The sequence below is a fragment of the Streptosporangium sp. NPDC002607 genome, assembly GCF_053592655.1.
In genome coordinates, this window is the sequence record NZ_JBSFWD010000015.1 from 19,747 (window position 1) to 35,474 (window position 15,728).

The 15,728-nt window shown below is 65.7% G+C and carries 18 protein-coding genes and 1 tRNA gene; 13 read left to right on the forward strand and 6 right to left on the reverse strand.

Annotated features, from left to right (window positions below; genetic code table 11):
* Positions 1-139: 139 nt before the first annotated feature.
* The 6 genes from ACWD3H_RS18595 (at position 140) to ACWD3H_RS18620 (ending at position 5,317) form a co-directional block, all read left to right on the forward strand.
* On the forward strand, positions 140-739 hold the full coding sequence (locus ACWD3H_RS18595; RefSeq protein WP_451955827.1) for a hypothetical protein: 600 nt from the start codon (positions 140-142) through the stop codon (positions 737-739).
* Between the two features lie 162 nt (positions 740-901).
* Entirely contained in the window at positions 902-1,384 is a 483-nt protein-coding gene (locus tag ACWD3H_RS18600) for a DUF6461 domain-containing protein (RefSeq protein WP_451955828.1), read from the forward strand.
* A 511-nt stretch (positions 1,385-1,895) separates the two neighbouring features.
* Positions 1,896-2,735 (forward strand): helix-turn-helix domain-containing protein, encoded by an 840-nt coding sequence (locus tag ACWD3H_RS18605; protein WP_451955829.1) that lies wholly within the window; start codon positions 1,896-1,898, stop codon positions 2,733-2,735.
* A 96-nt stretch (positions 2,736-2,831) separates the two neighbouring features.
* Entirely contained in the window at positions 2,832-3,239 is a 408-nt protein-coding gene (locus ACWD3H_RS18610) for an ATP-binding protein (RefSeq protein ID WP_451955830.1), read from the forward strand.
* Between the two features lie 412 nt (positions 3,240-3,651).
* Complete coding sequence (locus ACWD3H_RS18615) at positions 3,652-4,494, forward strand: sigma factor-like helix-turn-helix DNA-binding protein (RefSeq protein ID WP_451955831.1); 843 nt, start codon at positions 3,652-3,654, stop codon at positions 4,492-4,494.
* Position 4,495: 1 nt separating this feature from the next.
* Positions 4,496-5,317 carry an integrase gene (locus tag ACWD3H_RS18620; protein ID WP_451955832.1) on the forward strand — a complete coding sequence of 274 codons (822 nt, stop codon included), beginning with the start codon at positions 4,496-4,498 and terminating at the stop codon, positions 5,315-5,317.
* Between the two features lie 21 nt (positions 5,318-5,338).
* On the opposite strand, the gene ACWD3H_RS18625 is transcribed toward ACWD3H_RS18620, so the two are convergent.
* Complete coding sequence (locus tag ACWD3H_RS18625; RefSeq protein ID WP_451955833.1) at positions 5,339-5,599, reverse strand: hypothetical protein; 261 nt, start codon at positions 5,597-5,599, stop codon at positions 5,339-5,341.
* Between the two features lie 210 nt (positions 5,600-5,809).
* Between ACWD3H_RS18625 and ACWD3H_RS18630 the strand changes: the two genes are divergently transcribed.
* The gene (locus tag ACWD3H_RS18630; protein WP_451955834.1) at positions 5,810-5,962 is read left to right on the forward strand and encodes a hypothetical protein; all 153 of its coding nucleotides are present in this window, start codon (positions 5,810-5,812) and stop codon (positions 5,960-5,962) included.
* 75 nt (positions 5,963-6,037) lie between these two features.
* Here the strand turns inward: ACWD3H_RS18630 and ACWD3H_RS18635 are convergent.
* Both ACWD3H_RS18635 and ACWD3H_RS18640 read right to left on the reverse strand, forming a co-directional pair.
* Positions 6,038-6,127: transfer RNA gene (locus ACWD3H_RS18635), tRNA-Ser, on the reverse strand.
* A 271-nt stretch (positions 6,128-6,398) separates the two neighbouring features.
* Positions 6,399-6,962: a YceI family protein gene (locus tag ACWD3H_RS18640; protein WP_350914098.1), complete on the reverse strand. Its 564-nt coding sequence runs from the start codon at positions 6,960-6,962 to the stop codon at positions 6,399-6,401.
* Between the two features lie 102 nt (positions 6,963-7,064).
* Between ACWD3H_RS18640 and ACWD3H_RS18645 the strand changes: the two genes are divergently transcribed.
* Complete coding sequence (locus ACWD3H_RS18645) at positions 7,065-7,556, forward strand: MarR family winged helix-turn-helix transcriptional regulator (RefSeq protein WP_355614842.1); 492 nt, start codon at positions 7,065-7,067, stop codon at positions 7,554-7,556.
* A 174-nt stretch (positions 7,557-7,730) separates the two neighbouring features.
* Here the strand turns inward: ACWD3H_RS18645 and ACWD3H_RS18650 are convergent, their stop codons facing one another.
* Positions 7,731-8,297: a SigE family RNA polymerase sigma factor gene (locus ACWD3H_RS18650; RefSeq protein WP_451955946.1), complete on the reverse strand. Its 567-nt coding sequence runs from the start codon at positions 8,295-8,297 to the stop codon at positions 7,731-7,733.
* Positions 8,298-8,543: 246 nt separating this feature from the next.
* On the opposite strand from ACWD3H_RS18650, the gene ACWD3H_RS18655 reads away from it, so the two are divergent.
* Together ACWD3H_RS18655 and ACWD3H_RS18660 are read left to right on the forward strand one after the other, a co-directional pair.
* On the forward strand, positions 8,544-9,494 hold the full coding sequence (locus ACWD3H_RS18655) for a hypothetical protein (RefSeq protein ID WP_350914093.1): 951 nt from the start codon (positions 8,544-8,546) through the stop codon (positions 9,492-9,494).
* 5 nt (positions 9,495-9,499) lie between these two features.
* Entirely contained in the window at positions 9,500-10,339 is an 840-nt protein-coding gene (locus ACWD3H_RS18660; protein ID WP_350914091.1) for a MauE/DoxX family redox-associated membrane protein, read from the forward strand.
* A 216-nt stretch (positions 10,340-10,555) separates the two neighbouring features.
* Here the strand turns inward: ACWD3H_RS18660 and ACWD3H_RS18665 are convergent, their stop codons facing one another.
* Both ACWD3H_RS18665 and rplK read right to left on the reverse strand, forming a co-directional pair.
* On the reverse strand, positions 10,556-11,728 hold the full coding sequence (locus tag ACWD3H_RS18665; protein ID WP_451955835.1) for an AAA family ATPase: 1,173 nt from the start codon (positions 11,726-11,728) through the stop codon (positions 10,556-10,558).
* Positions 11,729-12,127: 399 nt separating this feature from the next.
* Entirely contained in the window at positions 12,128-12,553 is a 426-nt protein-coding gene (rplK, locus tag ACWD3H_RS18670; RefSeq protein ID WP_451955836.1) for a 50S ribosomal protein L11, read from the reverse strand.
* A gap of 53 nt (positions 12,554-12,606) precedes the next feature.
* Between rplK and ACWD3H_RS18675 the strand changes: the two genes are divergently transcribed.
* From ACWD3H_RS18675 to ACWD3H_RS18685, 3 genes are all read left to right on the forward strand, one after another.
* On the forward strand, positions 12,607-13,509 hold the full coding sequence (locus ACWD3H_RS18675) for a MerR family transcriptional regulator (RefSeq protein WP_451955837.1): 903 nt from the start codon (positions 12,607-12,609) through the stop codon (positions 13,507-13,509).
* Positions 13,510-13,565: 56 nt separating this feature from the next.
* Positions 13,566-14,354 carry a M15 family metallopeptidase gene (locus ACWD3H_RS18680; RefSeq protein WP_451955838.1) on the forward strand — a complete coding sequence of 263 codons (789 nt, stop codon included), beginning with the start codon at positions 13,566-13,568 and terminating at the stop codon, positions 14,352-14,354.
* Between the two features lie 356 nt (positions 14,355-14,710).
* Positions 14,711-15,727, forward strand: coding sequence for a TerC/Alx family metal homeostasis membrane protein (locus tag ACWD3H_RS18685; protein ID WP_451955839.1), 1,017 nt, complete (start codon positions 14,711-14,713; stop codon positions 15,725-15,727).
* Position 15,728 lies beyond the last annotated feature (1 nt).

A 15,728-nucleotide genomic window follows, 5' to 3' on the forward strand; every position in this document is an offset into this window, starting at 1 on the left:
TCTGCCCGGCTTGCTCCACGTCGATGACATACGGGATGATCAGGCTTATGTCCATATATATGGACATGGAGGTCAAGATTAGGGAACATCGCGAAGCCAGCGCGCCCTGCCAGAGGCATGTGTCTGGCAATATTTCTCCATGGCCGTTGGGGATTGGGTTCAATCTATTATTGGATCACTCGCTTTAGCTGCAACAGCAGTTGTCGCATGGATGGTTTACCGTTTGCAGAAAAAAGACGCTAAGAGGGCCGAGCAGGAGAAGAGAAAAGAATTTAAAATAACGCGCGAAAGAGAAATGGAGGTAGAGGCCGAGAAAGAGCGGCGGACTTTGCGCAGAGAGCGGCACCGCGAAGATTATCAGGCTGCAATAAATGCGCTTAATGTTCTCGATAAAGTTTGCACGAAAATCATAGTATACTCGCACTGCTATAGCAGGGACGAGCTTATCGAGACTGGATATCCGGAGGCAATTGACCAACTTCGAGACATATGTAAGCGGATCCCGGCGTTCACTGTAGGAATTGCGTCGATCTCTGCCGCCAGCGTTGCTGGCCCTTATTTTCCATCAAAGATTACACTAAAGCATGCACTCTCTAGTTCTGAGAGTGATGCAGATCGTCTTTATGGATTTATTCATGAAGCATGCAAGGGTGCTATTTATCAGAGATTCGCTGCTGAAAAACTGCAGATAGCTATCCATGACATGCGTGAAGATATCTCGGCTGAGTGGGGCGCGTAGTTATCCCGGCACGCGGCCCGAGGCATCCTGTTCGCAATCGATGACAGGCTTGCAGGCCAACGCCAGAGTGCACCGATGCCGCCTCTAAAGGGCGCACGCGATTTCCGTCGGACCCGCATGCCAGGATTCTCATGATCTAGCCTCAGAGAGAGCAGGGTTCCCGTGAGCGTCTACAGATGGCTTGATGACACTGCGTTCTGCGCAACGCTCGTCCGCGGCCTCACCCCGCACGAGGCATTGGCCCGCCTCGGCATCGAGGTGTTCGACGGTGACGACGAGGAAGGCGAGATCGAGGAGGGCCTCGTATGTGCCCATCCGGCCGAGGGCGGCACCATTTTGAGCGAGTGGAACGGCTTCGCCGGCACGCTGGACGAGGTACTGCGGCCCTTGTCGGCAGGAACGGTCACGGCAAGCGTCTTTGTCAATATAAACACGGCCGCGTCCTTCGACCACTACGCGGACGGCCGCGAAATCCTGTCTTTCGACCCGCTGATCTCCCATGACGCGGACGACGCCACGCAGGACTACCTGGCCGACCGGATCGAGTTCGGCCTGGTCCATGGCAAGTCGGAGGGCGGGCTTGCCGCAGCGCTGCAGTTGGCCGAGCGCCTCCAGCCACATCGCGGCCGCCCACGGCTTCCTTGAATACTGAGCCTTTTCAGGATCACGTGCCAGACGTCGTGAGTGCAGTCGACCTGGGACAGCTCGGACTGAGCCGGGTCACCCGGTGACTTGCCTAACAGTGCATCGTTCCTTGCCCTGACCACCAATGAGCTGCGGCACCAGGATGAAAAGGCTCACTGGTCAACCACGTTCCTCGGTGAGTCAGGGTGAGGAACGAACCCTGGATCTTCGATCGCCCCCGACCACAACGAATCTTAGCCAAGACGTGGCGATCGTCGGGCTGCATCTGGGCGGCGGCGTGACCAGAGCCGGTGAAGAAAATAGATGCGGCGCGGCGTGCGTGCGGCGACGGCCCGGAGTCCTGCCCGCGCGCCGGGACCGGCCCCCAGGCCGCATGCCTGGCGTGCGCCGCAGGCACAGGGCCGGGCGACGGCGCGCAGCGCCGCCGCCCCTTGATACCCCATGAGAACAATTCGGCAGTGATCTGTGACAGGCTGCGCTCAACGTATGGGTGACTGGTAGAACGCTGGGTGTGGAGGATCGTCGGGAGCGGCTTCGGGCGTTGGGTGAGTTGCTGCGCCGGTTACGTAGGGATGCTGGGTTGACTGGTAAGGGCCTGGCGGTGCGGGCTGGGGTGACTCAGTCGACGGTCTCTCAGATTGAGACGGGGAAGCTGCTTCCGGTGCCGGAGACGGTTGATCGCCTCGTTGGGGCGCTGGGCCTGGATGAGGTGGGGCGGGCGGAGCTGGATGCTCTGCTGGCGCGGTTGCGTGATGAGGTCTCTCGGTTGAAGGACGGGCTTGCCGGGCGGGAGTCGGCGAATGTTGCTCGGATGCGTTCGGCTCGGCGGCTTGCGGTGTTTTCTTCGGCAATGATTCCGGCGTTGTTGCAGACGGCAGAGTATGCGCGGCTGGCTGTGGCTCTGGGGCGGGAGGTGGATGAGGGCGATGCGGCCAAGGTGGCGGCCGTGCGGGTCGAGGCGCAGGCTGTGTTGTTCGAGCCGGGCCGGACGTTCGTCTTTGTGTTGACGGAGGGAGCGGTTCGTACGTGGCCGGGGTCTCCGTCGTTGATGTTGGCTCAGCTTGACCGGCTGGCTCAGGTGTCGACGTTGCCGCATGTGCGGCTTGGTGTGGTGCCATGGTCGGCGGGAGTGCCGGCTTTCCCGCTGCACGGGTTCACCATCCTTGATGGGTCGGTGAGCGTGGTCGAGAGTTTCACGGGTGAGATCACGCTGAGCGAGGCAGAGGAGGTCGCGGTGCATGAGAGGGCTTTCAAGACGTTCGCGGCTGCCGCGGTGCATGGCGATGACCTGCGGAATCTTTTGGGGCGAATCGGTGCCGACTATCAGGAGTTGGCGACCCATCTCCAGTAGGCGACTTATTTATAAGTCGAATAACTTGAGGATCACCTAGTTTCGCTCATACGTTGGCGGCATGGATGTATAGCCCCCTAGACATCGGAGTTCGCCGTGTCGCCCTCCTGCGTATCCCGTACCTTTCTCGGCTCCCCCGCGTCGATCGTCGAAGCGCGCCGGTTCGTCACCATGATCTTGAGTGGCCGACCGGAAGCCGATGACGCCGAACTGATCGTCAGCGAGCTGGCCACCAACGCCATCCGGCACTCCGAGAGTGGCTGGTTTGGTGGCCGGTTCACGGTGTCCGTCCGGGTACAGGGCAAGCGGCTCTGGCTCGGCGTCCTGGACGAGGGCGGTCCCCATTCCCCGCATCCGCTTCTCGCTCAGTCCGACGAGGAGGGAGGGCGCGGCCTGGCGCTGGTCGCCGGGTTGGCGACGAACTGGGGTGTGACCGGAGATGAAACGGGCCGCATCGTGTGGGCCGTCCTGGATCTGCTTTCCCAGCCGGCGGTATGGCAGTGAGCTGTCTGGCTGCTCACGTTCCGATCCCCCAAGTCGATCATGCTCGGCTTACCTGGATGGACCCGCGACTTGGTGAGCGGTGCCGGGTGATCGCCTGGACCTGTCACTGCCGCTCGGTCGTCTACGAGCTGTGCGCCTCGGGCGGTCAGGTCTTCCTTCGTCGGACCGTGCAGGGAACACCTCGCACCGTCCAGGAGACTGGCCGGACGCGCATGGCCGAAGGTCAAGAGCTGTGGGCGGCGATGCTGACGGGTCGCGCTCGATGACCAGGGGTGTGCCAAAGCGTCGTTCGGCGATCCGGGCAGTAAGCCTGAAAACAGGCGAAACCCTTAAATCCGTACTGTCAAGGGGGATAGACGGCATTTCGTCTAGGGGTCTAGACTCGGCGGAGCACCACCGAAAGGGAACCACCGTGCCACCGAGTGACCTTGAGCGGATCGCCGCCATCGACGACCCGTACCTGCTGATCCGGACCGCGACCGAACGGCTGAGCGCCGCTCAACAGGAGGTCACCGAGCTGGCCCGGCTACGACGTCGGGTGATTCAAGAGCTGCACGCCCAAGGTGTCTCCTACGCGCAGATCGCCGAACAAGCCGGGCTCTCACGCGGACGCATTCACCAGATCAAACACACCGGACCAGCCCCGGAAGGCGCGTTCCTAGGCACGGGCATGGTCACCGTGGTCACCCCCCTGCGGCTCGACCCCGAGAAGAAGCGGCCCGTTCTCGCCCTGGACGACATGCGCTCGGGCCAGCGCCTGGAAGAGCTCGCCAAATCCTTTGGGCTCGCCATCGCCTCAGACAACGTCACCATCGACGGTCAGATCGACCTCAACCGGCCCAACCTCGTAGTCGTCTGCGGCCCCCGTATGTCCGAGGCGATGCAAACGGCCTACGACACCGACCCCGTCATCCGGTGGGAACGCGACGACCTCGGCTGGCTGCTACGCGACACCCGTACCGGTGTCGCTTACCGGTCGGGCACCCAGGTCGTCCCGGAGCAGCCGACCGACTCGGCTTATCTCGGCCGTCTCCCCCGGCCGGACGGCAACGGCACCTTCCTGGCCATCGCCGGAATCCGCACCAACGGTTCCCTCGGTGTGGTGGACCTGCTCACCTCGGAGATCGCGACGATCTGGGGGCAGGTCGGAGACCAGCGTTTCTCCACCGTGGTCAGCGTGGAGTACGACCCCGACAGCGGGGAACCAACCCGAACCAAACTTGCCAGTCCGCTCTATCGACACAAGGACGACTGACATGCGGCTCACCCTCGCCACCGAACCCGCCTATCCCGACCGACCAAACGAAGACTTCATCGGCGCTACCCCTGATGCCATCGTTCTCCTGGACGGCGCCGGCACCCCTGCGGATCTGGAATCGGGCTGCTCCCACGGCGTCGCCTGGTATTCACATACCCTCGGCTCGACTCTCCTGGCCGGAATGACCCAAAGCGCCGACTCCTTGACCACGATCCTGGCCGCGGGGATCAAAGCGACAGCCTCGATGCATGACTTCTGCTGCGACCTCTCTCATCCCGGCTCGCCCTCGGCCACCGTGGTCATGCTCCGCCGTACGGCCGGCACCCTGGACTGGCTCGTGCTGGCCGACTCCGTACTCGTCCTCGACATCCTCGATGCCGACCCCATGGTCATCTGCGACGAGCGGGAAGCCCTGACCGGTAACCGCTACCGGGATCCGATGAACGCCGCTGCCGGGGGGACCCCGGAACACCTCCAGGCCCTGAGCCGCTACATGGAGGCCATGCGCGCACACCGCAACGTCGACGGGGGATTCTGGGTTGCCGCGGTCGATCCCCTGGCCGCGGAACAGGCGTTGACCGGAGCAATGCCGGTCGACCGGGTACGCGCCGCCGCGGTCCTGAGTGACGGAGCGTCCCGGCTCGTCGACCGATTCGGCCTGGCCACCTGGCGGCAACTCCTCGACCTCGTCGATCACGACGGCCCGGCCGAGCTGATTCGTCAGGTCCGCGAGGCCGAACGCTCCGATCCGAACGGCTCCTGCTGGCCGCGGGGAAAGATCTTCGATGATGCCACGGCCGCCTACGGCAGGATCACCTGACGCCGGAAGCAGCACGCTGCCCTACCAGTTGTGCCGGCGGAAGACAGAGGTCATGCGCAAGTGGCCGGTCGCGATCCCGACGTACATCTCGGACGTGTGAGCCAGTAACCACCCCTGACGCTCTACGCCTTCAATCAACCCGGAGATGTCCCACGCCGTGTAGGCCTCCTTACGGAAATCGATCATCGCAATGGCCGTGAAGATCATGTGACCTTCCTCGCGCGCAACCCGAGCGTCTTCGACGATCTGCTGAACCTCACTGCTGTTCATGGCTTTCGGCACAGGCGATCCATTCTTCGGGGTCAACGCATAGCGGTCACCACGGCGGAAAACGACCTTGCTCCGCAAAGAGTTCCGGCTTAAAGGGTGCGGCACTTGTTTACCCCCCTAGACAGCCAGAGAGAGCCTAGAGTTTCCTGATTAGCCCCCTAGACAGTTTGCCCCGACGGAACGTCCATCACTGTCTAGAGGGATAGACGAAAGGTAGGGCCCATGGCCATCCAAGGCCCCATCCCCATCAGTTTCAGCCAGGTCTTCCCGCACGGCTGCTTCGTCATCGGCGAGGTCGAGCAGGTCAAGGACTTCGACGCCTCACCCAAGGGTCGAACCGTCTACGCCAAGGACAAGATCACCGGCGATGCGTGAGAACTGCAGCCCTGCCAGGGTTCGGAGATCAAAAAAAGGCCCTCTCCCGAAATCTGGGAGAGGGCCTCTGAACTGCGGAGGCTCGGGGATTTGAACCCCGGATGGGCGGTAAACCCAAACCGCATTAGCAGTGCGGCGCCATAGACCTGACTAGGCGAAGCCTCCTGGTAACCGTTCGGCTCAGGACAGAGTACCGGCCATCCGGCGAGGCGGCAAAGCGGTTGGTGATCACGTCGCGGGCAAGGGTTGGGCGAGAGTTGTCCACAGGCGGTGGATAACTTTCGCCGCCCCTGTGGACAAACCGGGGAGTCCCCAGCTGGGCCTGGCGGGAATCCTGTGGATTCCCACTTCATGAGACGCTATATCTCAACAGGCGGACGCACTGAGGCCCCTCGCCGCCCGAGGGGACGGGAGGGGTCCCGAGTGGTGGCGGAGATCAGGCGGCCGGGTTGGCCTCGCCCTCGATCTCAATCTTGATCTTCTTGCCGACCAGGACGCCGCCGGTCTCCAGCGCCTGGTTCCAGGTCAGACCGAACTCCTCGCGGTCGATCTCGGTCGTGATCGAGAAGCCCCAGACGTCCTGGCCCCACGGGTTGGTGCCGGCGCCGCCGTACTCGACGGTGAGCTCGACCGGCTTGGTGACGTCGCGGATGGTGAGGTCGCCGACGAGGGTGAACTCGTCACCGGAGTGGCCGACGACACGGGTGCTGCGGAAGGTCAGCGTGGGGAACTTCTCGACGGAGAGGAAGTCGTCGCTGCGCAGGTGGCCATCGCGGTCCGCGACGCCGGTGTTGATGCTCTCGGTCTTGATCGAGAGCTCCGCGGAGGAGTCCAGGGGGTTCTCGGCGATGGTGACGGTGCCGGAGAAGTCGCCGAAGTGACCGCGGACCTTGCTCACCATCATGTGCTTGACGACGAAGCCGATCCGGGTGTGGGCGACGTCCAGAGCGAAGGTTCCGGCGGCCGGGATCTGAAGGTTCTCCCAGGTCCGAGTGGTCATGCTGTGCTCCCGATGAGAAGGTTGCTGAGTAGATGATTGCAGCAACAGATTTCTACACGAGGAATATTCCTCCCGTCAACTACCTTCGGATAGAGTGTGAACGTGATCCCCTTTGATGACTCCCGGCTGACGGCGATGGGCCTCCTGGCGGAGGTCTACACCGGCATCTCGGCCAAGACGCATGAGTCCTTTGCGGCCGCGGGGCTCTCAGAGATCGACTTTGAGACGTTGCTCAGGTTGGCGCGCTCACCGGGGCGACGGCTGCGGATGAGCGACCTGGCGGCGCAGACGAGCCTGTCCACCAGCGGGATGACCCGGGTCGTCGACCGGCTGGAGCGCGAGGGACTGGCCATGAGGCAGGCGTGCGCCACCGACAGGCGGGCCTCCTACGCGGTCATCACCGAGGCCGGCGCCGACCGGCTCAGCGGCATCCTCCCCCGGCATCTGATCGACATCGACACCTGGTTCACCGGCCTGCTCTCTCCCGAGCAGCTCAGCGCCTTCCTCGACACCCTCAGAACCATTCGCGACGCCGTACGGCCGTGTGCCACCGCAGGGGCGGAAGCCGAGTCCGTCCCGTCTTGCCATGGCTAGAACCGCGGGATTCCGCCCCTCACCGGGCGGGTTGCCCGAATCGGATGTCCCGGGAAAGGCTCCGGTCGACGTGCGGGAATACCGGTTCAGGAGCCGTCCCGCAGAACGTGCTGTAGCGAGGACTCGCAAGGAGAACGTGGCGAGACCCGCCTGACCGCGGTGGGCAAAAAGGGTCTAGACCCGATGCTCCAACTCCCGCGGTTCGGAGAGCGTGAGGTCGCCGCGGAGCTTGGCCATCCCCCGGGAGACCGTGCTCTTGACGGTCCCGACGCTGATGCCCAGGGTCTTGGCGATCTCCGACTCGGTCATGTCCTCGTAGTAGCGCAGGACGACGGCGGTCCGCATCCGGGTGGGCAGCCGGTCGAGGGCCTGCTCGACCCGCTCGGGCAGGTGGGGGCCGCCCGCGAGCATCGGCTCGGGAAGCTCCTCGGACGGATACTCCTCCAGCTTGCGCCGCCGCCACCAGGAGATGTTGATGTTGACCATCGTCCGGCGCACGTAGCGGTCCAGGGCGGCGTGGTCCTGGATGCGATCCCAGGCGAGGTAGGTCTTGACCAGTGCCGCCTGCAGCAGGTCCTCGGCGTCGCTCGGATTCCCGGTGAGCTGGTAGGCGGCACGCAGTAACACCGGGCCGCGAGCAACGACATACTCGCGGAACTCCTCGTCGGTCCCGCCGGCCACCGTGATCACCAGCCTGTGCTCCAGGTGCGTATGGTGGTCAGAATCGCAGCCCGAACCCATACTGCGGCTGAACCGAAATCTATGTTTCATCCCATCAACGGTAAAGATCGGCTTCGATGGGCGACGGAGCACGCAAGAGATACTAGATAGCGGTTTGTCATCGAGTGGACACCAATGCGTTCTACCGAGGAGGGGAACTGTAGTACCTGGTTGGACACCTGCCGTGATTATTGGTGGAGCGGACAGCGGGACTCCGCGAAGCGTGTGACGCTGACTGCGACACCTCGCAGAACCTGGGGAGCGACGATGCCCTATCTCAGCGCCGATCGCCGCCGCGCGCTGGCGGCAGCCGCGCTTGGCCGGGCGGCGCAGGAGCCCGGCCCGCTCCCCGTCGAAGGTGAGTCCTTCCACTCGGTCAGCGGTGCGATCCTGGACGTCAGCCCGCACCTGATCGTCATCGACACCCCGGACGGCCACGAGGAGCGGCTCGTCATCGCGCCGTGGGCGACCGCCTGGCGTGGCGAGGCCGTCACTCCGGCCGACCTTCCCGTGGGCTCCAATGTGATCATCAGAGCGCTGCGGGCCGGCCGGGTCGTGGACCGGATCTGGGCGGACATCACCAGGATCACCGGTGTGATCCAGTCGATCGACTCGGAGGGCAAGGACCACTCCGTGGAGCTGTACTGCGGACCGCACCGTGGGCGGCGCACGATCGTCATCCCCTACCGCGCCTCGGGGCGCCTGCGGGTCAGGCATCCGCAGTTCGAACCCGGCTACCTGTTCGACGCCATCGGGGTCCGCGAGGACGGCGTGGCACAGGCTCGACTGCCCGCGACCTCGCAGCCGCCCTACCGGTGGAGGGCCGTGCCGACGCCTCCGCCCGGCTACAGCGGCATGCAGTCGCGGATCTCGGGCACGGCCACCTGGTCGGACACCTTCGACTGCGGGGAGCAGGGGGTGGCCTACCCCATGTTGGAGCGGTCCGATACGGCGTGCGACGACGCCGGGGTGTCCTGCACCGGGCTGCCGTACCTGTCGCTGGGTTCGATGCTCAACGTACGCAACGTGTGCGCCGGGCGGACCTCGGTCCTGCCGATCGTGGCGTGCGGCTGTCTGGCCGGCCGGTTCTGCGACCGGTGCCTGGAGTGCGGCACCTCGCCTCGCGGCCGGATTCTGGAGCTGTCACCGAGTTCCTTCGTGGAACTCGGTGGAGACCTGACCGCCGGATGCTTCAACGCCAGACTTGGAATGGGGTGACACGGATGCTGACGACGATCGCCGCCGAACAACTGCCGGTCCTGCTCCTGCTGCTGGTCGCAGGTACGGTCGCGAAGGTCTGGACCGTCGCGCGCGAGGCCGAGCCCGGCATGCTGAGCAGGCTGGGGCCTGCCGTGCTGGTGCCCGAACGCTGGCGTAAGCACATGATGCTGATCTGCGCGCTCGGCGAGTTGTTCCTGGCGTGCGGCCTGCTGGTGAGTGGCCAACCGTTCTTCCGGTGGGCGGTCGTCGCGTTCTTCGCGGTGTCCACCTATGTCCTGTGGGAACTGCGGCGCCGACGCCCGGACGCGGGATGCGGATGCTTCGGCGAGGTCAGCGCGGTACCGGTGGGACGGCGATCGCTGGGCCGCACCATGGTGCTGACGGCGATGTCCGCGGGGCTGCTCCTGACTCCGGAGGTCTCCGGCTGGGAGGCGATCGCCGGCATGACGTGGACGCACCTGCCCTACATGATCGCCGGTCTGCTGGTGCTCGCCGCACTCTCGCCGGAGATCGAGGAGGCGGTCGCCAGGCTCCGCTACCGGGCCCCCTGTGAGCAGCGCCGCTTCGACCCGGCCACCGCGCTCGGCCGACTGCGGTCGAGCACGGTCTGGCGCTCGCACACCGGCCGGCTGACGAGCACGGAGCCGGTCGACAGCTGGCGGGAACTGTGCTGGCGGTTCTTCGTCTATCCGGGACAGAGCCACACGGGCGAGCCCGTCGACGTGGTCTTCGCGGTCTATCTGAGCGGACGCCATCCGGCGGTGCGGGTCGCCATGGTCGGCTCCGACGGGCGTCCGGTGGAGACCACGCCTCTTCCGGAATCTCTGCCGGTATCGGCCTGACGCTAGAGGGCCCTAGATTCCTCTAGGCCCTGCCCCTGGGGTCCGTTGCCCATCGTGGTCAGGCGGCACCCCCGTGAGACACCACCTGACCGGACCTCGGCACAGCAAGATCCGCAGGGCAACACGATTGAGCTCTATATGGCTCTCTAGCTTCCCCACTAGAGAGCCATATAGAGAGCTAGGAGCTCCCTCACACTATATCGAACAAATGTTCGCTCAGACCGGTTGGGATCGCAGGAACTTTCCGAAGTGCGGCACGGTGAACGCGATCAGCCCCCGCTCCGCGCTGTAGATCAGGCCTTTCTTGATGAGGCTGTCGCGGGCCGGAGAGAGGCTCGACGGTTTACGGCCGAGCCCTTCGGCCACCTCGGCGGTGGCGACGGGCTCGTCGCCGATGGCGGCCATGGCGTGCATGTAGTCGCGCTCGGCGGGAGTGGCCCGCTCGTAGCGGCTGCCGAAGAAGCCGACCGCGAGCTCCTCCTCGGCCTCCGGCGCGGAGACCCTGATGTCGTCGGCGGTGATCGGGCTGCGCAGCGCCAGGTCCCAGGCGACCTTGCCGTACGCCTGGACGAAGTAGGGGTAGCCGTCTGCCGCCACGTAGAGGGCGTCGAGGGCGTCCTGGGTGAACTCCACACCCTCACTCTCCGCCGGGGCGATGAGCGCCAGGTCGGCCGCGTCGCGGTCAAGACGGTCGATCCTGGCATAGCGGAAGAGCCGCTCGGAGTAGCTCTTGCTGGCCGACAGCACGCTGGGGAGATGTGGCAGCCCCGCGCCCACCACGATCAGCGGGCCACCGCTCTGGGAGAGCTCGTGACAGGCCGCGCAGAGCGCCGAGACGTCGGGAGCCTGCACATCCTGCATCTCGTCGATGAACAGCGCGATGCCGACGCCCAGATCGGTGGCGACCCCGGCGGCGTCGACGAACAGCTCGGTGAGATCGATCTCCAGATCCCCGGAGTCGGCGCGCCCCCGCCCCGCGGGCACGTCGATCGCGGGCGACCAGTGCGAGGTGCCCTTGGCCGCGGACGGGTCGCGCATCGCGAACGCCTTGAGCACGCCGAGGAACTCCTCGATACGCTCGGGCGCCCGGTGCCTGGGGGCCAGCTCGCGGATCGCCATGTGCAGGGCGGCGGCCACCGGACGCCGGATCGACTGGTCGGGTCTGGCCTCGATCTTCCCGGTGCCCCACAGCCGCTGCATGGCCATCGACTTGAAGGTGTTGAGCAGGACGGTCTTACCGACGCCGCGCAGCCCGGTGACCACCATGCTGCGCTCGGGGCGCCCTCGGGCCACCCGCTCAAGGACGATCTCGAACTGCTGTAGCTCACGGTCGCGACCGGCGAGCTCTGGGGGGCGCTGTCCGGCACCTGGAGCGTAGGGATTGCGCACGGGGTCCACGCTCTCGGACTTTATGACGGGATATAGCGGTCGGCTTAGATTTCCGTAGAAAGGGCTACGGCGTGTCGCACCGCGCTCCACCGGCACCCGAGGAAACGGAGCGTGTGTCGCGAGCATCGCCATGGCACACCCCTTCACCTGGGCGGACGTCAGCCCGAACCCGTGTTCGATCCCGTGCCCATGACTGTAGCGCGGGTTCGAACACAGGCGCGATACGTTTCGATGAAAAGCCTTCCCAAGGAACCCGGGCTCCCGCGCCAAGCAGCTACAAATCCGGGCGTAAGCCACGCGAGCGCCCCGTCACGGGTAGAGAGCCCGGGGCCGCTCCGGTCTCAGCGAGCGGCCGGCAGGCCAGGCTCCCGCCAGGAGGCGCTCACCGCCCATGAGCGTTCAGTCGCGAACGGTCAGGCCCATCGAGCGCGCGGTGCCGGCGACGATCTTCTCGGCCTGGTCCAGGTCCGCGGTGTTGAGATCGGGCATCTTGCTCCTGGCGACCTCCCGCAGCTGCGCGCGGGTGATCGTGCCCGCCGCCTGATGTCCCGGGCGGGGGCTGCCGCCGTCCAGGCCGATCACCCGGCGGATCAGCGAGGCCGTGGTGGGCATCTTGATCGCCAGTTCGAACGAGCGGTCCTCGAACACGGTGACGACGACGGGGACCACGAATCCCCGCTGATCCTGCGTGGCGGCGTTGTACCGGCGGCAGAACTCCATGAGGTTCAGCCCCAGCGGGCCGAGGTCCTTGCCCACCGCGGCGGGACCGGCCTCGCCGGCCGGAAGTTGGAGCTTGGCGGTCCTGTTGACCTTCTTCTTCGACATGTCCGGCAAGCTAAAGTCTCCTGTAACTGGAGGCTCAACGGAATAATGAGCACATGAGCTACACGATCGGACAGCTCGCCAGACTCTCCGGTCTGCCGGTGAAGACGATCCGCTTCTACTCCGACATCGGGGTGCTTCCCGAACGCGGCCGCACCCGGAGCGGCTACCGCCTCTACGGCGACGAGGACCGTGGCCGGCTGGAGCTCGTCAGGGCGCTGCGCGAGATCGGCGTCGACCTGGCGACCATCAGGTCACTCGGCGACCGCGACCTGGGCGAGGTGCTCTCCCTGCATCTCCGTACGGTCGAGGCGCAGATCAGGTCACTACAGCGGACCCGTGCGGTACTCAGGGCCACGCTGGAGCGGGACGAGGTGTCCGACGACGATCTGCGCCGGATCAACGCCCTCGGGCGGCTCGGTGCGGCGGAGACGGCCGCACTGGTGAACGAGTTCGTCGACGAGGTCTCCGGCGAGAACCCCGCCAGGCAGAAGTGGCTCGCCGGTCTGCGCCCGGCCATGGTGCCCGACCTGCCCGACGACCCGGGCATCGAACAGCTCGACGCCTGGCTGGAGCTGACCGAACTGCTCTCCGACGACGACTTCCGCGCCTCCCTCCGCGAGATGGGCGGCGAGTTCTGGGAGAAGGCCGGCGAACTCGATCCGACCACCTGGCACGAGGCCAACACTCTGATCATGGAGAGAGCGCTGGCCGCGGTGCGCGACGGCGTGGCCCCCGAGTCGGAGGCCGCCGCACCCGTCGTGGCCGGGATCCTCGCGCTCATGGCCGACGCGCAGGGGCGCACCCCGGAGTCGGTCGTACGGGACTACACCGAGCACGACCCGCGCGCCGAGCGATACTGGGAGCTGGCGGCCATGGTCAACGGCACACCCTGGCCACCGGAGTCCGTGATCGCCCATGGGTGGATCGCCGCCGCACTCGCCCGTCACCTCGGGTAATTGATCAATTACAATGAACTATTGTCGCTTTTGTCCGTTTCGATGGGGGGCAGCACGTGGCAAGATCCAAATTCACGATCCGTACCCGGGCGGCGCTCGCGATGACCGTCGGCTGCCTGGCGGTCGCCTCCTGCGGCACGGCCATCTCCCAGCCCACACCGGCCCAGTCCACGTCGGCCGCGCGGCCGACGTCGCCGGCTCCCGAGCCGACCGCCGCGACGACGACACCGACGACGACACCGGAGCCCGGCACCGCGACACCGACCCCGACGGGCCCGCCGAAGTTCTCCGCGAAGATCTCCCCCGTCACCCGCCAGCTGCTCAAGTACTCCTGGCGGCCGGGCTGCCCGGTCCAGCTCAGCGACCTGCGGCTGATCACGATGACCTACTGGGGCTTCGACGACAAGCCGCACACCGGCGAGCTGGTGGTCTACAAGGGCGTGGCCGACGATATCGTCTCGATCTTCCGGCGCCTGTACGACTGGCGCTGGCCGATCAACAAGATGGAGCTCGTCGACGTCTACAAGGGCGACGACTTCGACTCGATCGAGGCCAACAACACCTCGGCCTTCAACTGCCGCGCGGCGACGGGGTCCAGCAGCTGGTCCCAGCACGCCTACGGCCGGGCCATCGACATCAACCCGCGCGAGAACCCGTACGTTTCGTCGAACGGCTCGGTGGCGCACAGCAACGCCCGCAGATTCGCCAAGCGCCCGGTGCAGGCCCCCGGCGTGATCAACCCGGGCGACCGGGTGGTCAAGGCCTTCCAGGCGAAGGGCTGGGAGTGGGGCGGCTACTGGTCAGGCATCAAGGACTACCAGCACTTCAGCAAGGGCGGTGGCTGAGGCCCGGGCCGTGGTTCGACGTCTCGTCCCCCCGTTCCCGCCGCCGTGATCGCCCGGCCGGTGCAGGTGGGGCCGCTCCGCCGGGTCTCCCCACGCTCGGGGGCCGTGTCACCGATCGGGGTGTCGGGCGGCGGGTGCTCCCCTCCCCGTTGATTCCACCATCCGTGCGGATCAGGCCTCGACAGCAACCCGGGGTAGAAGCCTGTCCAACAACTGCCCTACTCTGGGACGACGAGGGGAGTACTTCCCAAGAGCCGACCCGGTCAGTACGGACGTTTCATAATGTCCCCGGGCGGCCACCTGCTGCGTGCGGGTGAAGGAGACCTCGAACGGCCAAGCACGTTCGAGGAGGCTTCATGCCCACCGAGGCATTCCTGTCAGCAGTCAGTCTTGAAACGATCGGTTCGCCACAACTGTGGATCATCACCGTGGCCGCTCTGCTGCTGCTGCTCGCCGTGGACTTCATGCTGACGCGGCGACCGCACGAGGTACGGATGCGCGAGGCGGTGGGCTGGTCGGTCTTCTACCTGGCACTGCCCCTGATCTTCGGCGTCTACCTGTGGGGGGTCTTCGGGTCCGGTGTGGCGGTGGAGTTCTTCACCGGCTACGTGGTGGAGAAGTCCCTGTCGGTGGACAACCTGTTCGTGTTCATGCTGCTGCTGTCCGCCTTCGCGGTCCCGGTCGCCCTGGCCCAGCGGGTCCTGCTGTACGGCATCGTCGGGGCGCTGGTACTGCGGGCGATCTTCATCGCCCTGGGGGCGGCCGTCCTGCAGAGCGGCACCTGGGCGTTCCTGCTGTTCGGCGGGATACTGATCGTCACCGCCGTGAAGATCATGAAGGACGCACTGAGCGGGAAGGAGCAGCAGGTCGACATCTCCTCCATGCGCACGGTCCGGCTGCTACGGCGCTTCATGCCGGTCACCAACGACTATCGCGGTTCCCACCTGGTCGTTCGTGAGGGCGGCCGCCGCGCCCTGACTCCGCTGGCGCTGGCCATCGTGGCCGTCTTCGCCACCGACATCGTCTTCGCCGTCGACTCGGTGCCCGCGGTGTACGGCGTGACCGAGGACCCCTACCTCGTCTTCGCCACCAACGCCTTCGCCCTCCTGGGCCTTCGCGCGCTCTACTTCGTCCTCCTGGGCGTCCTGGCGAAACTGCGGCACCTGAACCACGGACTCGGCATCATCCTGGCCTTCATCGGGATCAAGCTCGTCCTGCACTGGGCGCACGGCGTCTGGACGTGGGTCCCGGAAATCCCCACTCCGGTCTCGCTGGGGGTCATCGTCGCGGTCCTGGCCACCGTCACGGCCACAAGCCTGTACGCCAACCGCCTCGACGCGAGGGTCGCCTCCTCACCCGCCGAACGCGGGTAGC

Coding starts and splice junctions, on each gene's coding strand:
- ACWD3H_RS18685 (WP_451955839.1), top strand. CDS start 14,711: ATGCCCACCGAGGCATTCCTGTCAGCAGTCAGTCTTGAAACGATCGGT.
- ACWD3H_RS18620 (WP_451955832.1), top strand. CDS start 4,496: ATGCGGCTCACCCTCGCCACCGAACCCGCCTATCCCGACCGACCAAAC.
- ACWD3H_RS18640 (WP_350914098.1), bottom strand. CDS start 6,962: ATGACCACTCGGACCTGGGAGAACCTTCAGATCCCGGCCGCCGGAACC.
- ACWD3H_RS18675 (WP_451955837.1), top strand. CDS start 12,607: ATGAGCTACACGATCGGACAGCTCGCCAGACTCTCCGGTCTGCCGGTG.
- ACWD3H_RS18655 (WP_350914093.1), top strand. CDS start 8,544: ATGCCCTATCTCAGCGCCGATCGCCGCCGCGCGCTGGCGGCAGCCGCG.
- ACWD3H_RS18660 (WP_350914091.1), top strand. CDS start 9,500: ATGCTGACGACGATCGCCGCCGAACAACTGCCGGTCCTGCTCCTGCTG.
- ACWD3H_RS18595 (WP_451955827.1), top strand. CDS start 140: ATGGCCGTTGGGGATTGGGTTCAATCTATTATTGGATCACTCGCTTTA.
- ACWD3H_RS18650 (WP_451955946.1), bottom strand. CDS start 8,297: ATGGGTTCGGGCTGCGATTCTGACCACCATACGCACCTGGAGCACAGG.
- ACWD3H_RS18630 (WP_451955834.1), top strand. CDS start 5,810: ATGGCCATCCAAGGCCCCATCCCCATCAGTTTCAGCCAGGTCTTCCCG.
- rplK (WP_451955836.1), bottom strand. CDS start 12,553: ATGTCGAAGAAGAAGGTCAACAGGACCGCCAAGCTCCAACTTCCGGCC.